Consider the following 19,661-nt stretch of genomic DNA (forward strand, 5'->3'; position numbering starts at 1 on the left):
TGACTGCCACCCTGCGGCGATCCGCAGGATGTCCACAGTGGCGCGACCGTGCCGGCTCTCCCCGGCTTCCTCACGTGGGCAACGGTGGTTCGTGCGTCAGTCTGGCACACGCCGCCGGAGCGCGGGGGCGTCGGCGGGCCTCGGCCGATCGGGTGGGTCGGACGCCGGGCGGCTCGGTAGGCTTGGGCGCATGGCCCAGCAGCACCACAGGCGCCGGTTCCGCGCCGGTGATGCCGATCGCGACGCCATCCTGCAGGTGCTGAACGAGGCCCACGTGGCCGGACGCCTCGGGCTCGCCGACCTGCGCTCCCGGCAGGAATCAGCGCTGCACGCCGTGTACGTCGACGAACTGCCGCCGCTCGTGGACGACCTGCCGGAGGGCTCCGCCTGGGCCAGCGACCACGGCTCCCACGCCCTGGCCGCGTCCCGGGTCGGAGGCTCGGTGGACGTCAGCCCGGCCGGCCAGTCCTGGACCTACACCGTCATGACCGGACGCCGCATCGACGTTGCCCCCGGAGAGACGGTGCGCAACCTCGCGGTGCTGGGCGGCGACTCCATTCACCTCGGCGCGGCGTTGGGCCCCGGGGTCACGCTGATCCTCGAGGTGCCCACCTTCTTGGGCGGGCACACCCTGTTCGTCCCCGCCGGCGTCCGCGTGGTGGAGGAGACCCAGGGCGTGCTCGGCGGCAACACGGTGCGCCGCAAGGCCCAGGGCGACGGCTCGCAGGGCACGTTGGTGCTGCGCGGGCGCCAGATCATGGGCGGGCACACGGTTCGGCTCGAACGGCCCTGACCGTGGGGCCGACGCGGGTCAGCGCTCGGTGAGGTCCCAGGACTCCACGGCGGCCACGGCCACATCGCGCGCGGCGGCCGATCGTCGGGGGTTGCGATGCCCCACCACACCGATGGTCAGGCCTCCGGCGGTGCCGGACGCCGGCGTCCAGGCCGTGCCGCCGGAGGCGTCGTCCCCGCGCACGCAGAAGATGCCCTGTGCCTCCGCCCAGGCGGCCACCCGGGCGTTGACCTGGGGCTCGTCAGTCAGCGCCTGGACGTAGCGCGCCCCCTGAAGATCCTCCATGGTGAATTCCTTCTGCCGCCAGGTGAGGGCCCCGGCGGCGGCCAACTGGGCCAGCTCCGGGGTCACCCGTGGCGCGACCACCACCACGGCGGCGTCATCGGCGAGCAGGCGCGGGACGCGGCGGGAGGCGACGGCGCCGCCGCCCACCACCACGACGCGGCGGCCGGCCAGGGCCAGGCCCACGAGGTGGACCGGGGCACCCGGCGCCCCTCCGAAGCGTGCTGCGCTGCGGTACCGATCGGCCACGATGGCGGCCAGCGCGGTGGGAGTCAGGGGTGGGGCCAGACGAACGTCGACGTCGGTGTGCGCGGCCCGCCAGGAGTCCAGGGCGGCACGCGTCTCGGCGTAGAGCCCGCCGGTGCCCAGGCCGAGGACACCCACCACGATCTCACGAAATCCGAGAGCAACGGCGCTGGTCAGGGCGTCAATCAGGTCGGGGCGTGCCGTCCCCCCGAGGAAGGCGGTCAGCCCCAACCCCCACAGGCCCTGCTCCACGACGAGGCGCGCCGCCCGCGCCTGCGCCGCCCGCCCCTCGGGTGTGCCGACCCCCGGCCCGAGCACCACCGAGGCGACGCGGGACGGGTCGGCCCCGGTGACGGACCGCAGGCGGCTGCCCAGGTCGTCCGACAGCCGGGGGTCCCCCGCCGGTGACGTGGTGTAGGCGACCTCGCCGACCAGGTCATCGGCGACGCCCCGGCGTGCCCTGCCGCGCACCGGGCGGGCCGGTTCCACCCGGGCGATGATCGCGTCGAGGCCGTGGCGGTCACCCTCGGTCAGGAGGGGGACGACCACCATGCTCTTCGCGCTCCCCAGCGCTTCCCGGACTGCGTCGGCGAGGGACGAAACAGAGCCATTGATGAATCCGACCATGACCCTGACGTCGGGGAGCGTCTGGGCGAGGACGCCCTGCAGCGGTTCGACCTCCGCCGCGTGCTCGGGGCCATCGCAGGCGCCCGGAACGGCCAGGACGAGGGCGGGCTTCACCGGTCGGCCCCCCGCCCTCGGCGAACGGGACGCTGCGCGCGGGCTCGGGCGAGCCAGCCCAGGCACACGGCGCTCACCAATCCGGCCGACCACGTGACGGCCGTCACCAAGAAGGCCGCGCGGCCGACGGCGACGGCGTCCGGGCGGGGGTGGCTGGCCGAACCCAGCAGGCCGCGTACCTCCACTCGCTCGCCGTAGACGTTGGCCCCGCCCAGCTGAACTCCGAGCGCACCGGCCCACGCGGCCTCGCACCACCCGCCATTGGGGCTAGGGTGGTCATGGGCATCGCGCAGCACCGTCCGCGCAGTGTTCCACGTGGAACCACCCACCGCCGGCGCCCAGCCACAGGCCAACGCGGCCGTGACCCGGGCGGGAACCCAGTCCAGCACATCGTCGAGGCGTGCGGCCGCCGTGCCGAAGTGCCGATACCGGGGAGTGCGGTGGCCCACCATGGCGTCGAGGGTGTTGGCACCGCGGTGCACCAGGAGGCCGGTCACGCCGCCCACGCTTCCCCAGAACAGCGAGGCGACAGCCGCATCGGCGGTGTTCTCGGCCAGGGACTCCACCGTCGCGCGGCCCAGCTCTCCCCCGTCGAGCCCTGCCGGGTCCCGGCCGCACAGGTGCGGCAGGCGTTGCCGGGCTGCCATCATGTCATCGGACGCCAACGCTGCGGCCAGCAACCGCCCTTCCCGGGAGAGGCTACGGGCTCCGACGCACACCCACGTGGTCAGAGCGGTGGCTGCCATGGCCAGGAGGGGGTGACGACGCGTCCCGGTGTCCACGAGAAGTCCGAGCACCGCGACCGGGGCCAGGCTGAGAGCGGTGTGCGCCACGCCACGCGCGCTGGAGTCGCTGTACAGCCAGCGTTCGACCGTGCTTGACCAGGCGCCGAACCAGGCGACGGGATGGTGGCGTTCGGGATCGCCCCAGGCGGCATCGACAGCAAGGCCGAGCAGCAGTCCCAGACCGCGCGCCGTCAGGAGCGAGCGGCGCCTGGAACGGTGAACACCGCGTCGCTCGGCGTCCATGCCACTCCTCCCCCGATTCCCGCCGCGAGGCCGCAGCTGGCCTTGGTGGTGCGGTCTGCTCACCTTAACAGGGCGTCGATGGGGACACCCGGCAGGTAGGCTATATATCGATAAACCGATATGACAAAGGGGTTTGTCGACACGCAGCGCCAGTGGTGCTGCCCGAGAGTGGGAATGTGCCACTGTTGTCGTTCAGTTGCGGGTCTCACGGCGAGGACAGCTGACCAAGGTCCGCGAGATGGGTAGTGTTCACGCAGTATCGCGGTCGAGGACGGTCACGCGGCTCGGCGTTCCGGGCCGATGGACGCCGTTGCTGAGGGGGAATCCACACATGACAGAAGGTGCAGCGCGTCGCGCCGCCTACGACGAGCCGGAGTTCGGGGCCAACGTGCCCGACGCCCCCGATGACCTGGCTATTGACGTTCCACGTGAAACCCCGACACTCCCCCAGCCCGACGCGCCCCGTGTCATGGTGGTGGCCAATCAGAAGGGCGGGGTCGGCAAGACCACGACCGCGGTCAACATCGCCGCAGGATTGGCCATGGGGGGCCTACGCGTCTTGGTCGTCGACATGGACCCCCAAGGCAACGCCTCAACGGCGCTGGGCGTGGACCACGAGGAAGGCACCACCGGTGCCTACGAGGTGTTGGTGGACGGGCATCCGTTGGTGGATGCTCTCCAGCGGTGCGCCGACATCCCCGGGCTGTGGGTGCTGCCCGCCACCATCGATCTCGCCGGAGCTGAAGTCGGCCTGGTTGCCACGGTTTCACGTGAAACGCGGCTCCGCAGCGCGCTCGACGTGTTCTTTCGCGATTTCTACGTCGATTACGTCATCATCGACTGCCCACCCTCACTGGGCCTCCTTACCCTCAATGCGCTCGTGGCAGCCAAGGAGATCATGATCCCGATTCAGTGCGAGTACTACGCGCTGGAAGGTGTCACGCAACTGCTGCGCACCATCAACCTCGTCAAGGGCCGCTTGAACGACGAACTCACCCTCACCACCGTGGTGCTGACGATGTTCGACGGGCGGACGAACTTGTCGTCCCAAGTCGCCGACGAGGTACGCACGCATTTCGCACGTGAGGTGCTTGATACCGTCATTCCTCGGTCCGTCCGTGTTGCCGAGGCCCCCAGTTACGGCCAGACCGTGCTGACCTATCAACTCGCGTCCGTTGGGGCGCAGGCCTATCACAAGGCTGCCGTCGAGATCGCTGAGCGAGGCGTCGGTGTCCACTGACAGCGCTGGCACGCCCTGCGCCGTCCACCCAGCGAGGCGCACCTGCGCCCAGAAGAGGAGAGAGCACCATGGCAAACAAGCCGCGTAGTGGCCTGGGACGGGGCCTGGGCGACCTGATCCGGCCCACGAGCGCTCCGTCGGAGCCCTCCCAGGCAAGCCCGGGCCGAATCACGGACGCCGCCTCGACCGGACACTCGGATGGCACAGCGGCGGCTGGCCAGGGCCGCGCGACGACGGGGACGAACAGGGGTAACGAGGCTGAGGCCCTCGACCTCGTTCCGGCACCCAGCGGGGCAGCGTTCGCCGAGATCGAGATCGAGCGGGTGACGCCCAACCCGAAGCAGCCACGCCAGGTGTTCGACGAGGACGATCTGGCCGAGCTGAGCGCGTCCATCGCCGAGGTGGGTCTGCTTCAACCCATCGTCGTCCGTCGTGCGGGAGGTGACTACGAGCTGGTGATGGGGGAGCGTCGCCTGCGCGCCAGCAAGCTGGCCGGCCTCGCCACGATCCCAGCCATCATTCGGGACACCGACGAGCACGATCTTCTCCGTGACGCCCTGCTGGAGAACCTGCACCGGGCGCAGCTCAATCCGCTGGAGGAGGCTGCCGCCTACCAGCAGATGTTGGACGACTTCGGGTGCACGCAGGAGGAGCTGGCGGCGCGGATCAAGCGGTCCCGGCCCCAGATCTCCAACACCATCCGCCTCCTGCGTCTCCCGGCGCCCGTGCAGCGTCGCGTCGCAGCCGGGGTGCTCTCCGCCGGGCACGCGCGGGCCCTGCTGAGCCTGGAGGATCCGATGGCGCAGGAGCGGCTCGCGCAGCGGATCGTGGCCGAGGGGCTCAGCGTCCGAGCGGTGGAGGAGCTGGTGGCGCTGGGGGAGCGGGAACGCGTCGGCCGGCGCCCGCGGGCCGTGCGGGCCCCGTCCCCGCGGGCCGAGACCCTGGCGTCCACCCTCACCGACAGTCTCGACACGCGGGTGGCCGTGCAGATCGGCAAGAACAAGGGCAAGATCACCATCGAGTTCGCGGGGGAGGACGACCTGGAGCGCATCCTCACCGTGCTCAGGCAGGGCGTGCCCACAAACTAACAAGTCGATAAATGTACTGAACCGGGAACCCCGGGATAGTGGCCCCGGGGCGAAGGTCACCCGGGACGACCGCTCAGGCGGGGGGAGTCGTCTCGACGGGGCTCTCGACGGCGGCGAGGCGCTGCCGGACATCGCGGGTGGCGTTGTGCTCGGCCCAGAACGAGAGGAACGGCACGGTCCCGGCCGCCGCGATGATCAAAAGCCGTAGCCAGGGCCACTTCACGCGGTGCCCGAGATCGTAGGCCGTGATCAACAAGAGCATGTAGAGCCAACCGTGGGGCATACCGGTCAGGGTCACGACCAGGTCGTTGCCCGCCAGGTACTTCAGGGGCATCCCGACCAGCACGAGCACCGCGAGCAGCACACCGACCACCCAGGCCATCACGCGGTACCGCATGAGGGCGCCGGTGACGCCCGGCACATCCTGGGGCTGCAGCGGGTGGGTGTCCAACGACATGCTCACGGGGTGGGCGTCCTCTCCTGGTCGTTCGGTGGGGTCACGTCCCTCAGCTCGGTGCGGGCGGCCGCCTCGGCGTCCAGTCGATCGCGGCGCCCCATGCCGTGCGCGATGCGCACGCTCATGCCGAGCGCGAAGGCGGCGAACACCCACCACTGGAGAGCGTAGCCACTGTTCCGCGCGGCGCCCTCACCCTCGGGCAGGGCGACCGGAGCCACGGCCAAACCCTGGTCGGCCGATTCGTCGGCCGTCAGCGTGATGAAGCCGGCGGCGAGTTGCTGGGGCCACACCTGGGCGAGCGCCGGCATGCGCACGGAGGCGATCGTGCCGGGCGGGGTGCCGTCGACGTCCCCCTCACCGGGGAGGAGCAGGCCGGTCTCGGTCTGGGGCCCGGTGGGCGGCTCCGGCACCGCCCCGCCGTCCGCCACGAGGCCCCGCACCACCGGCAGGACGCGGCCGTCGGGCAGTTCCAGGGCGGTCAGGACGCGAAACTGCCCGTCGGTGGGCAGCAGCAGCTCCTGGCCCGGCAGATACGTACCGGACGCGATCACCTGCTTGCCGTACACGTCACCGGTGACCTCACCATCGGTCATGTTGTCCGCGAGCTGCACCGGTGGCTGGGCGGCCCGGTCGGCGATGCCGCGGTTGCCGGAATCCACGAAGACCTGCATCTGCCACAGCCCGAGCAGCACCATGACGAACGCCACCACCGCACCGGCGGTCACGAGCAAGATCTGCTTCAGGCGGGTGCTCATGCCGAGGCGCTCTCATCCCGGCCCCGCGCGGCGGCCACGAGCGAGGAGCAGATCTCCTCGAACGACACCCCGCTCGCCTCGATGGCGAGGGGGAGCAGGCTGGTGTCGGTCATGCCGGGGGCAACGTTCACCTCGAGGAAGTACGGGGTGTCGTCGCGGATGATGAGGTCGGTGCGGGAGACGTCCCGCAGCCCGAGGATCCGGTGCGCCTGCACGGCCAGGTCGGCGCAGGCGTCCGCGACGGCCGCGGGCAGGTCGGCCGGGGCGCTGAACCGGGTCTGCCCGGCGGTGTAGCGGGCCGCGTAGTCATAGGGCCCGCTGACGGGCTCGATCTCGACCGCCGGCAGGGCGGTGGGTCCGTCGCCCAGATCCACGACGGAGACGGCCACCTCGCGGCCCTCGATGAACTCCTCGACGATGGCGACCTCGCCGTAGCCGAACGCCGTCACGATGGCGGCGGGCAGGGCGTCCGCGCTCTCGACCCGGGTGCAGCCCAGCGAGGATCCGCTCTGCGCGGGCTTGACCATCATCGGGAACCCGATGCCGGACGCCAGCGCCTCGACCAGGGCGTGGGCCCCGAGCTCGCGGAACATGTCCTGGGGGAGCGCGGCCTGCCGCGGCGTGGCGAAACCGGCGGCGGCCACCAGCGGCGTCGCGACCGCCTTGTCGAACGCGATGTGCGAGGCCCGGCCGGTGGAGCCGATGTAGGACACGCCCAGCACGTCGAGCACCTCGCGCAGGGCCCCGTCCTCCCCGGCCCCGCCGTGCAGCACCGGAAAGACCAGCGGGTCATCCGCGTCCGCCAACACCGACAGCAACTGACCGTTCACGTCCGCCTCGAGGACGGTGTGGCCCGTCTCGCGGAGCGCCGTGGCAACCCGCCGACCTGAGCGCAGCGACACCTCGCGTTCGTGGGAGAGCCCTCCGGCGAGGACGACGACGGTTCCAGTGGGATCGGCCACGGTGTGCTCCTTGGCTGGTGGTGAGGGGGTCAACTCAGGTCGGGCGCCGGGCCGAGGCCGGGCCGGTGCAGCGGTGTCTCCGCGCCCAGCCCGAAGGTGGCGCGCATCTCGAGCTCGGCGGCGATGACGCGGCCGAGTCGCCGCGTGCCCTCGTAGATGCGCTCGGCGGTCGGGAAGCAGTAGGACGCCCGCAGGTTGCGGCCGCCGAAACCGTCGGCGTAGAACGCCGAGCCGGGCACGTAGGCCACCCGCTCGTTGACGGCGCGGGCGAGCAGCGCCTGGGAGTCCAGACCCTCCGGCAAGGTGACCCACACGAAGAAGCCACCCGTCGGACGCGTCCACGTGGTGCCGGCCGGCATGTGGTCCTCCAGACCGCGGAGCATGGCGTCGCGCCGCTCGCGGTACATGTCCCGGAACGCCACGATCTGGCCGCGCCAGTCGAACCGGTCGAGGTAGGCCGCGATCGCGAACTGGCTGAACACCGGCGGGGACAGCACGGCCGCCTCCTGGGCGATGACCAGGCGTTCACGCACGGCGTGCGGCGCGAGCACCCATCCGATGCGGAACCCCGGCGCGAAGGTCTTCGAGAACGACCCGAGGTAGATCACCTGGTCGTCCATCGCCCGCAGCGCCGGCACCGGGTCGCCGTCGAACGTCAACAGGCCGTACGGGTTGTCCTCCACCACCAGTAGATCGACCTCGTGGGCCACGTCGAGCAGGGCCCGGCGCCGCTCCAGCGTCTGGGTGATGCCGGTGGGGTTGTTGTAGTTGGGGATGGTGTAGAGGAACTTCACGCGCGCCCCCTCGGCGCGCAGGGCCAGCACGGCGGTGCGCAGCGCGTCCGGGAGCAGCCCGTGCTCGTCCATCGCGACATGGTGGATCCGCGCCTGCGAGGCGTTGAACGTCCCCAACGCCCCGACGTAGCTCGGCGCCTCACACAAGATGACGTCGCCCGGGTCGATGAAGATGCGCGTGACCAGGTCGAGCGCCTGCTGGCTGCCGCAGGTGACGACGACGTCGTCGGGGTTGGCGTGGATCTGCTCCTCCGCCATCACCTCCACGATCTTCTCGCGCATGAACAGCTCGCCCTGCCCGGAGCCGTACTGCATGGCCTGGACGCCGGCACTGCGCACGAGGTCGTTGAACGCGTCCCCGATCGTGCCCAGCGGTAGGTCGGTGATGTTCGGCATGCCGCCGGCCAGGGAGACCACCTCGGGGCGGTTGGCGACGGCGAAGAGAGCTCGGACCGCGGAGACCGTCATGGACGACGTCCGTTCTGCATACTGGTCGACGTAGGGGTCCAGCCGCGTGCTGCGGCGGGGCATCTCAAGCGAGCTCACCGGTCCATCCTCCCACTCGGGCCGGTGTCGGCCAAAGGAGGTGCGGCGGTGCGATCGCTCGTTCGGCTCGACAGTGTCGATCTGCGCGCCCTCGCCTGCCCATGGTGCGGGCGGACGCCGCGGGGCGCCCTGTTCGGGTGGAAGGCGGTGCGGGACGGTGCCGTCGTGGGCGCCGTGGCCTGCGCCCCCGCGTCGCAGGTGGGCGACGTCCACCCGCCCGGTTCGGTGGTGATCGTGCAGATGTGGGTGCGTCAACCCGATCTCGGCGAGCTGATCGGAACGCAACTGATCCAACGGCTGGCGGCGGCGGAGGGGGCGCGCCGCGTCCGACGCATCATCGCCCCGGGCACGCTCGGAACGCCCGACTGCGCGCACCTCCCCGGCGTGTGGTTGGAGGGCCGTGGGTTCGTGGAGTGCGTCCGCGGCAAGCAGTGGAAGCTCGATCTGCGCAGCACCGTGCGGGTGCAGGACGCCGTGCGCGGCGTGGTGGACGCCTTCGTGCGGGCCACGCGCGCCGAACGCCCGGCGTCCGCACGAGGGACGCCGAGCGTTCGGGAGGAGTTATCCACAGGGTTGTCCCCAACTGTGCACAGAATCACACGGTTGTAAGTCGACCTGGCGGACGAGGGGTTCAGCGCTCCGCAACCGCCGCGCCGAGGGGGCTCACCTCGGGATAGTGGTTGTCGTAGCGGTAGAGGAAGGCGGCCATCGCGTCGCGGTTGATCGGCGTGGTCGGACGGAACTCGTTGCCGTTGGCCGTTGGCCAGCCGGTGGTGATGCCCGTCGTGGCCAGCCAGTCGATCTCCGTGTGGAACGGCATGCTGGGCGGGACGTCCACGAAGCGCTGGCCGAACGGCACGTGCCGCGGCGAACCGGCGAAACGGTAGAGGAAGGCCGCCATGGCGTCGCGGTTGATGGCCGTCGTGGGCCGGAACTCGCGGCCCGCGTCGGTCTCCCAGCCGGTGGTGATGCCCTGGGACGCCAACCATTCGATCTCGGTGTAGAACTGGTTGTCCTCACCCACGTCGACGAACGTCTGGCCATCCGGCGTGAAGTCCGGCGAACCCGCGAAGCGGTAGAGGAAGGCCGCCATGGCGTCACGGTTGATCGGGGTGGTCGGGCGGAACGTGCCGTCCGGATAGCCTGTCGTGATCCGCTCCCCGGCGAGCCACATGATCTCGTCGTGGAACTGCAGCCCCTCCGGGACGTCGGAGAAGGTCGGCACGAGGTTGCGGTCGGCCGGGATGTCGGCGTACCCGCCGAGGCCCACATCGCCGTAGTCACGGTCCACCATCGCGGTGGTGCCCGAGATGATCAGCCGCACCGTCGGCCCGAGCGTCCCGCCGCGGCGGAAGTTGTCCGTCGTCCCGATCGTGTCGATGAACGACTGCACCAGGCCATTCGGCATCACGTAGTGCGAGTACGCCTGGAAGGCACCCGGGTGCTGGTTGAAATCGGGGTCGAACGGGTTGCCCTGCAGGTAGTTGAGGTTCGTCGGGTTGCCCAGGGCGAGACCGGAGCCCCGGTTGAGCGGCTGGAAGTCGCTGCGGATGCCGTCGCCGACGAAGCCGTAGACGCCCTCGGGCCCGTCCATCCCCCACGCGAAGGTGGAGCGGTGGCTGATCGTGAACAGGTAGTACTTCCCGTCCTTGATGTAGATCTGCGGGCGCTCGGTCTGGTCGGTGACACAGTTGGCCGACAGGATCGGCGGCAGGAAGCGCCACGCGGTCAGGTCGTCGTTCTCGGCGACGGCCAGGCCGACGTTGGCCATCTGGTACACCGCGCCGTTGTCCATGACCTCGGTGAGATCCTCCGCATGCGGGTCGTCCGCGGCGTAGCCCAGGTCCTCCACCGTGCAGGAGCGCGAGCCGCGCTCGACGGCGCTGTTGCCCTCGAACACCATGAAGGTCTCACCCGGGTGCGCCGGATCCTCGAACGTGAACGGGTCGCGGAAGTTGAAGTACGGGTTCTGGTCCCCGTCCTGGTACCACCGGCCGTCGGCCTGGAGCAGGTCGGTGACCGCATCGAAGCCGGTGAAGGACACCCCGTCGTCGTCGGCGTGGATCGTGCCGATGCTCAACGCGATGCGCGGGTCGTAGGGCTTGATGTCGGCGCCGGAGGCGTCCCGGTAGAACGCCACGTCGGTGAAGAACAGCTTGACCGTGCCGTCGGGGAAGACGCGAGCCGAACCGGACCACTCCGTCTGGTGGCTGAAGCTCTGGTCGTCGAAGATGACGCCGGTCACGCCGTCCTCGAACAGCAGGCCACCGTAGGTCCAGCCACCGTTCTCGGGACGCTCGTCAGCCGGGATGCCCGCCTCGCGGTAGAAGTAGCCGATCCGGGCGAACTGGTGCCGCTCGTCGAAGCCGAGGCTCCGGTCGGCCACCAGGGAGAAGACGACCTCCCAGCCGAGCACGCTGTACTGGTGGGAGCGCTCGTCGGTGAGCGGCCAGGTGTCCCACACCCACACCTGGTCGTTGCTCATGTCCGGGAAGTCCTGCGACACCGTGGGCATCGTGTACTCCGTGGGCATCGAGTTCTCACGCGAGCCGGCGGTCGGGTCGGACATGGCCTGGAGCTGCATCGCATCCGCACGCGTCCAGCGCGCGGTGAAGTCGGAGTTGATGGGGTGATGCGCCTCCTGGGTGTGCACCGTGGGGGCGGCGAAGCCCGGCACGGCATCGGGAACGGCGGCACGGGCGGTGGGGAGACCCACCAAGGAGGAGAGCATCGCGGCCACGAGCACCATGGCTGCGAGGACACGGTTGACTGGTCTGGTTTTCACGTCGGGCACCTCTTGTCGTGTGGTGATGGTGATGTCCCGCGTGGTACCCGTTGCTACCCTGTGAAGAGCCCCCCACCATGGATCGAACCAGACACCGATTGCCGGTGTCAACGGGCTTCGGCGTTGATGTGACAAGTTGAGGACGCCTTTGTGGGGGATTTCTGTGAACGCACTCCCCGGGGCTCGTCGCAGGCTTAGACTGATGCCGATCTGACCGGCCGGTACCTGTTCCCCCCAACGGACCACCCCCCGCCAAGGAAGGATCACGATGCACCGACGTGTCTCGCGCCGCGGGACGTGGAGTGTGAAGGCCGCCACCGGGGTGGTGGCCTTCACACTCGCCACTCTCGGCCTCAGCGCGTGCGCGCCCAGGCCCACCCCGAGCCCGTCGCCCACAGCGGTGGCGCCGACCCCGACGGCCGTCACGCCCAGCCCGCAGCCCGGGCGTCCGGCGCTGCACATCACCCCGCCCGACCGCTGGATCAACGATCCACAACGACCGTTCTTCCGGGACGGTCAGTGGCACCTCTACCACCTCTACAACGCCGACTACCCCGACGGGAACGGCACCTCCTGGTACCACCTCACCTCGACCGATCTCGTGCACTGGCGCGACGAGGGCGTCGCGATCGAGAAGTATCGCAACGGTCTCGGTGACATCTGGACCGGGAGCGCCGTCGTCGACACCGAGAACACCGCCGGTTACGGTGCCGGGGCCGTCCTCGCGCTGGCGACCCAGCAGCATGACGGCGTCCAGGTGCAGTCACTGTTCCACTCCGCCGACGGCGGGTTCACGTTCGCCTCGGCCGACGGCAACCCCGTGATGCCCAACCCGGGCGTGCCGGATTTCCGGGACCCCAAGGTGTTCTGGGACGCCGCGCACTCCCGCTGGGTCATGGCCCTGGCCGAGGGGGACGCGATCGGCTTCTACACCTCACCGGACCTGCGGGCCTGGACCTACCGCTCCCGGTTCACCACCACCGGCCTCGGCGTCCTGGAGTGCCCCGACCTGTTCCCGCTCGCCGTGGACGACGATCCGGGCGAGGTCGTCTGGGTGCTGATGACCGGCGCCAACGGCGCGGCCGAGGGCTTCACCACCGGGACGGCTGCCTGGCTGGGGGAGTGGGACGGCGAGGCCTTCACGAGCGACGGTGACCACCAGTGGGTGGACGCCGGCCCGGACTTCTACGCCGCCACCACGTGGGAGGACCCCCGGGTGTCGGACGCCGAGCAGCTCCAGAGCCGCTACCTGATCGGCTGGATGAACAACTGGAACTACGCCACCGACCTGCCCGCCCCCGACTGGGCCGGGGGCACTCTCTCCCTCGTGCGCGAGCTGGCCCTGCGCACGGTGGACGGCCAGCCGCGCCTGGTGGTCCAGCCCCTGGGCGGGCTGGACGCGCTCGCCCCGGCGGACGAGGGGCCGGGCGCGGACGTCACCGTGACCGAGAGCTGGGAGGCGTCCGACCCGCTGCCCGACGGGGCCTACCGGCTGCGTGTGACCGTGGCCCGCGACGACGCCCACCCGGCCCGGGAGACCCGCCTGTTGCTGGATGCGGGCGACGGGTCCTTCATCACGGTGGGGTACGACTTCGCCGGCCAGCGGGTGTTCGTGGCGCGCGACACCGACGCCATCGCCGCAACCATGCCGGAGGACTACCGTGCGATCCGCTCGGCCCCGCTCGCGCCCGACGACGGGGCGGTCGACCTCGACATCATCGTGGACGACACCACGGTCGAGGTGTTCGCCGGTGGGGGAGAGGCGACGTTGAGCTCCGTCGTGCACACCGCACCCGGCGCGCGCGGGTGGGGTGCGACGTCCGTGGCCGGCGTCACTCGGCTGCTGGACCTGCGGGTGGAGCCGCTGGCGGCCGCCCCCGTCCAACAACCGTGACGCGAGCCGGGCCGGCGGGCTGGGTCAGCGCCGGTCCATCGGCACGTAGGCGCGCTCGGTCTCACCGACGTAGATCTGCCGCGGACGGCCGATCTTGTTGGTCGGGTCGTTGACCATCTCGCGCCACTGGGCGATCCAGCCCGGGAGCCGGCCGAGCGCGAACAGGACGGTGAACATGTCCACCGGGAACCCCATGGCCTGGTAGATCAGGCCGGTGTAGAAGTCCACGTTCGGGTAGAGCTTGCGCTCGACGAAGTAGTCGTCGTTCAGCGCGGCCTCTTCGAGCTCCAGCGCGATGTCGAGCAGCTGGTCGGAGCCCTCGCGCTTGCCGAGGATCGAATCGGCGTGCTTCTTGATGATCGCGGCGCGCGGATCGTAGTTCTTGTAGATCCGGTGACCGAAGCCCATGAGCTTCGTGGTGTCCTTCTTGTCCTTCACCCGGCCCATGTAGTCCGCCACCGAGATGCCGTCGTCGCGAATGGACGCCAGCATCTCCAGCACGGCCTGGTTGGCGCCGCCGTGGAGCGGGCCCGACAGGGCGTGGACGCCGGCGCTCACCGAGGCGTACAGGTTGGCCTGCGACGAGCCGACCAGGCGGACGGTCGACGTCGAGCAGTTCTGCTCGTGGTCGGCGTGGAGGATCAGCAGGACGTCGAGCGCTCGCGTCACCTCGTCGTCGAACTCGTACTGCTCCGTCACGGTGCCGAACGACATGCGCAGGAAGTTCTCGATGTAGCTCAACGAGTAGTCCGGCCACAACGTCGGGCTGCCGAGGGAGTTCTTGAACGAGTAGGCCGCCAGGGTGGGCAGCTTGGCCATGAGGCGGTGCGTCGCGGCGTCCACCCGCTCGGCGTCGAAGCCGATCGTGTCGGTGGAGAACGTGCTCAGCGCGGTGATGGCTGCGGACAGCACGGGCATGGGGTGCGAGCGGCGCGGGAAGATGCGGAACAGCTCGCGCAGCCGCTCGTCGATCACCATGTGCCGGCTGATCTTCTGGGTGAACTCGTCGAGCTCGGTCTGGGTGGGCAGCTCACCGTAGAGCACCAGGTAGGACGTTTCGAGAAACGTCGACTTCTCGGCGAGCTGCTCGATCGGGTAACCGCGATACTGCAGGACGCCGGCATCCCCGTCGATGTAAGTGATGGCCGACTTGCAGACCGCCGTGTTGGCGAAGCCGTTGTCGTAGGTCGTGTCCCCCGTCGTGGCCAGCAGCTTGCCGATGTCGTAGCCGTTGTTGCCCTGGGTCGCCCCCACGAAGGGCAGTTCGAGCTCGTGCTCGCCAGCGGTGAAGGTGGCCGGGTTCGTCATCGAACATCTCCTTGGGTGTGCAGACAGGTGAACGGGAGCAGCCTAGCGTGCTGGTCCGGCAGAGCTGCCAACCGATGAGGACGATAGTTGATATTTCAACCACACGGTGCTAGGGTGGTGCCCACAACCGAGAACGACAGCTCCACCGAACAGAAGAGGAACCATCATGACGCAGCTCACCGAACTCCAGGGCACCTACACGCTCGACCCGGCGCACAGCGAGGTCGGCTTCGTGACCCGCCATGCCATGGTCACCAAGGTGCGTGGCCGCTTCAACGACTACTCCGGCACCGCGACGATCGACGGCGCCAACCCCAGCAACTCCTCGCTCGAGGTGACGGTGCAGGCCGCCAGCCTCGACACGAACAACGCCGACCGTGACACCCACGTCCGCAGCGCCGACTTCTTCGACGTCGAGCAGTACCCGACGATCACGTTCCGTAGCACCGACTTCGCGGTCTCCAGCGACACCGTCGACGTGACCGGCGACCTCACCATCAAGGACGTCACGAAGTCCGTCACGATCCCGTTCGACTTCAACGGCGCCGCCACCGATCCCTTCGGCAACGAGCGCATCGGCTTCGAGGGCAAGGTTGACGTCTCCCGCGCCGACTACGGCCTCACCTGGAACGCCGCCCTCGAGACCGGTGGCTTCCTCGTGGCCGACAAGGTGACCCTCGAGTTCGAGGTGTCCGCCGTCAAGCAGGCCTGAGCCCGCTCCGCACGGGCCGCCGGCGCGGGGGGATCAGCCGATCCCCGCGGCGTCGGCGGCTTCGGCACAGGCGGCTTCGGCACAGGCGGCGGTGACGCCGTCGATGATCTCGTCCACCTGCTCGGCCGTGACGACCAGCGGCGGGGAGAGCCGGATCGTGGTGCCGTGGGTGTCCTTGGCCAGCAGGCCACGCCGGAGCAGGCGCTCACAGATCTGCTTGCCGGTGCCGAGGTCGGGGTGGACGTCGAGCCCCAGCCACAACCCCACCTGACGCAGGTCGGTGAGCCAGCCGCGCTCCACCAGCGGCGCGAGCCCGGCCCGCAGCTGGGCACCCCGGGCGCGGGCGGCGTCCTGCATCTCGCCCGTGCCCAGGAGTTCGACGACCTCGCGCCCGATCGCGCAGGCGAGCGGGTTGCCGCCGAACGTCGAGCCGTGGCTGCCCGGGGTGAACACGCCGAGCACCGCCCGGTCGGCCACCACGGCCGAGACCGGCATGATGCCGCCGCCCAGCGCCTTGCCGAGCACGTAGACGTCCGGCACCACGCCCTCGAGGTCGCAGGCGAACGTGGTGCCCGTGCGGCCGAGGCCCGACTGGATTTCGTCGGCCACCATCAGCACGTCGTGCGCGGTGCAGAGCTCCCGGACGGCGCGCAGGTAGCCTGCCGGCGGGATGATGACGCCGGCCTCGCCCTGGACGGGCTCCACCAGCACGGCGACCGTGCGGTCGTCGATGGCGGACGCCAGCGCGTCGGCGTCCCCGAACGGCACCTGGACGAACCCGCCCATGTAGGGCGCGTACTCGGCGCGCGCCTCGGTGTCGTTGCTGAACGAGATGATCGTGGACGTCCGGCCGTGGAAGTTGCCCGTCATCACGATGATGCGTGCCTCGCCCTCCGGCACCCCCTTGACGCGGTAACCCCACTTGCGGGCCGTCTTGATCGCGGTCTCGACCGCCTCAGCGCCGCTGTTCATGGGCAGCACGACCTCCTTGCCGCACAGCCGCGCAAGGGCCTCGACGAACGGGCCGTACGGCTCGGCGTGGAAGGCGCGCGAGACCAGCGTCACCCGGTTCAACTGCGCCGTGGCGGCGGCGACCAGGCGCGGGTGGCCGTGGCCGAAGTTGACCGCGGAGTAGCCGGCCAGGCAGTCGAGGTAGCGGTGGCCGTCGATGTCGTGGACGACCGCTCCCTCGCCACGGGCCAGCACGACGGGGAGCGGGGCGTAGGTGTGGGCACCCCAGGCGTCCGCCTGGTCGATGGCGGCCTGCTGGCGGGGGGATGGGGCATCGAGAGCCATGGCGCCTCCTGACGTGGGGCCGGCGGGCGCCGGTCGCGGACGTCCCGATTCTATCGGTTGCGGCCAAAGCGCAGCTAGGCCGCAGGATTCGTCGCCTTGGAGCGCGTTGCCCGAACAATGTCCTTCCAACTCAGCCGTTGGTCGTAGGCGATCGACCCCTCGCGGAACAACCGCACGCCGAGGGAGAGGGCGAGCACCGCGCAGAGCACGATCACGGCCAGCACCAGACCGGCTTGCCACAGCTCGATGGAGCCCACCGCATTGCGCGTGAGCATGGTGACCGGGGCGGTGAGGGGAAAGTAGGTCAGCACGCGGGAGAACACCGACTCGGGCGTCTGCAGCACCAGCGGCAGCGCGTAGAGCGGCAGGAACATCGCGATGATCACGGAGCCGAAGGCGGAGCCGGCGTCCTTGGCCGACGGCATCACGGCACCGATGGCCACCAGGATGCCGGCGAACAGCACGAAGCTCGCCAGGAACAGGGCGGCGCCCATGAGCACCCGCGGGAGGTCGACGGCCGCCTGACCGGCGGCGGCGGCGTCCGCCATCTCGGCCGCCGGGGCACCCACCAGCGAGGTCAGGCCGGGCACCAGTGCCATCGCCAGGAGCGGCACCAGCAGCACGAGCCCCTGGACGATGCCGACGAGCACGACGCCGATGACCTTGCCGATGATGAGCGTGCTCGGGTGCACGGTGGTCAGGATCATCTCGGTGACCCGGTTCTCCTTCTCCTCCACCGTGATGTTCAACATCTGCTGGCCCAGCATGACGACCGCCATGAAGAGCAGGACGAGGAAGAGCGCCGGTGCGATCGCCGCCCCCCAGCCGGGCGCCGGTGCGCCCCCCGCCCAGAGCTCGCTGGTGACGGTGAACCCGTCGAGCACGGACGTCAACCGGGGCTCGTCGATGCGGGCGACGGCCGACTGGGTGAGCAGGGCGCGCGCCACGGACGTCCAGCGCCCCGATTCCATCAGGCCCAGGTCCTCGCCCACGACGTGGACGCCCTCGGCAACCGGATCGGCGGGGATGTCGATGTGCAGCGCCGAGCGACCCTCCCGGACGGCGGCCGCGGCCGCCTCGGGATCCGCTGCCGCGGTGCCGCCCAGCCCGGCGGCGACGCTCGGGTCGACGATGCCGGAGGCGTCGGTGTAGGTGAACGTGACGGGCTCGGCGTCGCTCTCGAGGCTGGACTGGGCGGCGGAGGCGCCGCTGAAGAAGCTCAACCCGAACAGGAGTGCCATCAGCAGGGGCACCGAGAGCGTGGCGATCCAGAACGACGGCTTGGCGAGCGTGCGGCGCACCTCGAACGCGATGACCGTGCCGATGTTGTGGGCGTTCATGCGGAAACCTCCTCCTGCGCGGCGTGGCCGTAGACCTTGAGGAACACCTGCTCCATCGACAGCCGCGACGCGTCGAAGGAGCGGACGTCGACGCCGGCGTCCACGAGCTCGCGCAGCACGTCGCGGGGCTCGACGCCGGCGTCCAGCTCGAGCTCGGCGTAGCTGCGCTCGGTGGTGATCGGACGCCACCGGGGCGAGGTGGGCAGGGGGCCGCCGTGGTGGAGCCGGACGGTGCGTCCGCCGTAGGCGTCCTGCACCTCGGGCACCGTGCCGTACGCCTCGGCGCGGCCGTCCTTCAACAGGAGCACGCGGTCACAGAGCCGTTCGACCTCATCCATCTGGTGGGTGATGATGACGACGGTCGCGCCGCCGCGGCGCTGGTCCTCCACGATGTCCAGCAACAGCCGCCGGTTGACGGGGTCGAAGCCCTTGGTGGGCTCGTCCAGCACCAGGATCGTCGGGTTGTCCATGATCGTGACGCCGAGCTGCACCTTTTGCTGCTGGCCGCCGGAGAGCTTGTCGAGCCGCGTGGTGGCGTGGGACGCGAGGCCCACCCGTTCGAGGTAGTACGTCGACCAGAGCGCCGCCTCCGCGCGCGGCATGCCCTTGAGCTGCCCGAAGTAGGTCATCACGTCGATGACCTTCTCCTTCTTGTACAGGCCCCGCTCCTCGGGCAGGTAGCCGAGCGAGGAGTTGTGGGCGGGGTCGAACGGCCGACCCTCGACGTGCAGCGTGCCGGCGGTGGGGGTGTAGATGCCGAGCAGGGCGCGGATCGTGGTGGTCTTGCCCGAACCGTTCGCCCCCAGCAGGCCGAACGTCTCACCGGGGCGCACGTCGAAGCTGAGGTGGTCGACCGCGGTGCGCGCGCCGAAGCGCATGGTGAAGTCGGTGACCTCGATGGCAGGGGTGCTCATGGGCTCCATGCAAGCACAGCGCCGGGGGCGGGACGACCACCCTCGGTCGGTGCCGAGGTCGAGGTGGCATCAGGCAGGTACCGTGGGCCCATGCCCGAGATCGTCAAGAACACCGAAGCGAAGCGGTTCGAGTACCGCACCGACGGCCAGGTCGTCGGATACGTCGACTACACCGTGGACGCCGGCGTCGTGATCCTGCCCCACACCTTCGTCGAGCCGGCCCACCGGGGTGGCTCGATCGCGAGTGACGTGGTGCGCTACGCGCTGGACGACATCCGCGCCGAGGGCTACCGGGTGGACCCGGCCTGCCCCTACGTGGCCACCTGGATCGAACGGCACCCCGACTACGCCGATCTGGCGGTGACCCGCGAGGGTCAGGACACCGATCAGGTGGTTGACGACGCCGCCCGCGTCACCGGCGTCGACCTGGACGCCGACCCGCGCGTCTGACGGTTGCGTCCCCGCGTGGGCGGGGGCGTC

At 70.3% G+C, this 19,661-nt stretch carries 18 protein-coding genes; 7 read left to right on the forward strand and 11 right to left on the reverse strand.

The genetic code is table 11. The features are described from left to right. Nucleotides 1-190 precede the first annotated feature (190 nt). Nucleotides 191-793 carry a DUF1707 domain-containing protein gene (locus PCC79_RS00080; RefSeq protein WP_342372633.1) on the forward strand — a complete coding sequence of 201 codons (603 nt, stop codon included), beginning with the start codon at nucleotides 191-193 and terminating at the stop codon, nucleotides 791-793. Between the two features lie 18 nt (nucleotides 794-811). Here PCC79_RS00080 and PCC79_RS00085 read toward each other — a convergent pair whose 3' ends face one another. Both PCC79_RS00085 and cbiB read right to left on the reverse strand, forming a co-directional pair. Then, nucleotides 812-2,062: an NAD(P)-dependent oxidoreductase gene (locus PCC79_RS00085; protein WP_342372634.1), complete on the reverse strand. Its 1,251-nt coding sequence runs from the start codon at nucleotides 2,060-2,062 to the stop codon at nucleotides 812-814. Continuing rightward, entirely contained in the window at nucleotides 2,059-3,090 is a 1,032-nt protein-coding gene (gene cbiB / locus PCC79_RS00090; RefSeq protein ID WP_342372635.1) for an adenosylcobinamide-phosphate synthase CbiB, read from the reverse strand. Before cbiB ends, PCC79_RS00085 begins: the two co-directional genes overlap by 4 nt. Nucleotides 3,091-3,421: 331 nt before the next feature. On the opposite strand from cbiB, the gene PCC79_RS00095 reads away from it, so the two are divergent. Continuing rightward, on the forward strand, nucleotides 3,422-4,330 hold the full coding sequence (locus PCC79_RS00095) for a ParA family protein (RefSeq protein ID WP_342372636.1): 909 nt from the start codon (nucleotides 3,422-3,424) through the stop codon (nucleotides 4,328-4,330). 68 nt (nucleotides 4,331-4,398) lie between these two features. Continuing rightward, nucleotides 4,399-5,418, forward strand: coding sequence for a ParB/RepB/Spo0J family partition protein (locus PCC79_RS00100; RefSeq protein ID WP_342372637.1), 1,020 nt, complete (start codon nucleotides 4,399-4,401; stop codon nucleotides 5,416-5,418). Nucleotides 5,419-5,491: 73 nt separating this feature from the next. Here the strand turns inward: PCC79_RS00100 and PCC79_RS00105 are convergent, their stop codons facing one another. From PCC79_RS00105 to PCC79_RS00120, 4 genes are read right to left on the reverse strand one after another with little or no spacing between them, the layout of a single operon-like run. Continuing rightward, nucleotides 5,492-5,875, reverse strand: coding sequence for a DUF3817 domain-containing protein (locus tag PCC79_RS00105; RefSeq protein ID WP_232549365.1), 384 nt, complete (start codon nucleotides 5,873-5,875; stop codon nucleotides 5,492-5,494). Nucleotides 5,876-5,877: 2 nt separating this feature from the next. Next, nucleotides 5,878-6,630 (reverse strand): SURF1 family protein, encoded by a 753-nt coding sequence (locus PCC79_RS00110; protein ID WP_232549248.1) that lies wholly within the window; start codon nucleotides 6,628-6,630, stop codon nucleotides 5,878-5,880. Continuing rightward, nucleotides 6,627-7,592 (reverse strand): D-alanine--D-alanine ligase, encoded by a 966-nt coding sequence (locus tag PCC79_RS00115; protein WP_342372638.1) that lies wholly within the window; start codon nucleotides 7,590-7,592, stop codon nucleotides 6,627-6,629. Before PCC79_RS00115 ends, PCC79_RS00110 begins: the two co-directional genes overlap by 4 nt. A gap of 29 nt (nucleotides 7,593-7,621) precedes the next feature. Further along, nucleotides 7,622-8,917, reverse strand: coding sequence for a PLP-dependent aminotransferase family protein (locus PCC79_RS00120; RefSeq protein WP_342373646.1), 1,296 nt, complete (start codon nucleotides 8,915-8,917; stop codon nucleotides 7,622-7,624). Nucleotides 8,918-8,980: 63 nt separating this feature from the next. On the opposite strand from PCC79_RS00120, the gene PCC79_RS00125 reads away from it, so the two are divergent. Beyond that, nucleotides 8,981-9,541 carry a hypothetical protein gene (locus PCC79_RS00125; RefSeq protein ID WP_342372639.1) on the forward strand — a complete coding sequence of 187 codons (561 nt, stop codon included), beginning with the start codon at nucleotides 8,981-8,983 and terminating at the stop codon, nucleotides 9,539-9,541. 22 nt (nucleotides 9,542-9,563) lie between these two features. On the opposite strand, the gene PCC79_RS00130 is transcribed toward PCC79_RS00125, so the two are convergent. Continuing rightward, nucleotides 9,564-11,717, reverse strand: coding sequence for a glycoside hydrolase family 68 protein (locus PCC79_RS00130; protein WP_342372640.1), 2,154 nt, complete (start codon nucleotides 11,715-11,717; stop codon nucleotides 9,564-9,566). Nucleotides 11,718-11,985: 268 nt separating this feature from the next. On the opposite strand from PCC79_RS00130, the gene PCC79_RS00135 reads away from it, so the two are divergent. Continuing rightward, nucleotides 11,986-13,611, forward strand: coding sequence for a glycoside hydrolase family 32 protein (locus PCC79_RS00135; RefSeq protein ID WP_342372641.1), 1,626 nt, complete (start codon nucleotides 11,986-11,988; stop codon nucleotides 13,609-13,611). Nucleotides 13,612-13,635: 24 nt separating this feature from the next. On the opposite strand, the gene PCC79_RS00140 is transcribed toward PCC79_RS00135, so the two are convergent. Continuing rightward, nucleotides 13,636-14,919, reverse strand: coding sequence for a citrate synthase (locus PCC79_RS00140; RefSeq protein WP_342372642.1), 1,284 nt, complete (start codon nucleotides 14,917-14,919; stop codon nucleotides 13,636-13,638). 166 nt (nucleotides 14,920-15,085) lie between these two features. Between PCC79_RS00140 and PCC79_RS00145 the strand changes: the two genes are divergently transcribed. Further along, nucleotides 15,086-15,631, forward strand: coding sequence for a YceI family protein (locus PCC79_RS00145; protein ID WP_342372643.1), 546 nt, complete (start codon nucleotides 15,086-15,088; stop codon nucleotides 15,629-15,631). Nucleotides 15,632-15,664: 33 nt separating this feature from the next. Here PCC79_RS00145 and rocD read toward each other — a convergent pair whose 3' ends face one another. The 3 genes from rocD to PCC79_RS00160 form a co-directional block, all read right to left on the reverse strand. Next, nucleotides 15,665-16,927: an ornithine--oxo-acid transaminase gene (gene rocD / locus PCC79_RS00150; protein ID WP_342372644.1), complete on the reverse strand. Its 1,263-nt coding sequence runs from the start codon at nucleotides 16,925-16,927 to the stop codon at nucleotides 15,665-15,667. A 74-nt stretch (nucleotides 16,928-17,001) separates the two neighbouring features. Continuing rightward, nucleotides 17,002-18,267, reverse strand: a complete 1,266-nt coding sequence (locus PCC79_RS00155; RefSeq protein WP_342372645.1) for an ABC transporter permease — start codon at nucleotides 18,265-18,267, stop codon at nucleotides 17,002-17,004. Then, nucleotides 18,264-19,181 (reverse strand): ATP-binding cassette domain-containing protein, encoded by a 918-nt coding sequence (locus PCC79_RS00160; RefSeq protein ID WP_342372647.1) that lies wholly within the window; start codon nucleotides 19,179-19,181, stop codon nucleotides 18,264-18,266. Before PCC79_RS00160 ends, PCC79_RS00155 begins: the two co-directional genes overlap by 4 nt. 90 nt (nucleotides 19,182-19,271) lie before the next feature. Here PCC79_RS00160 and PCC79_RS00165 point away from each other — a divergent pair, with 90 nt between their 5' ends. Then, a complete protein-coding gene (locus PCC79_RS00165; RefSeq protein ID WP_342372648.1) occupies nucleotides 19,272-19,631 on the forward strand; it encodes a GNAT family N-acetyltransferase in 360 nt (119 codons plus the stop codon). Nucleotides 19,632-19,661: the final 30 nt, after the last annotated feature.

This window comes from Propioniciclava soli, from assembly GCF_038502305.1.
Classification (GTDB): domain Bacteria; phylum Actinomycetota; class Actinomycetes; order Propionibacteriales; family Propionibacteriaceae; genus Propioniciclava; species Propioniciclava soli.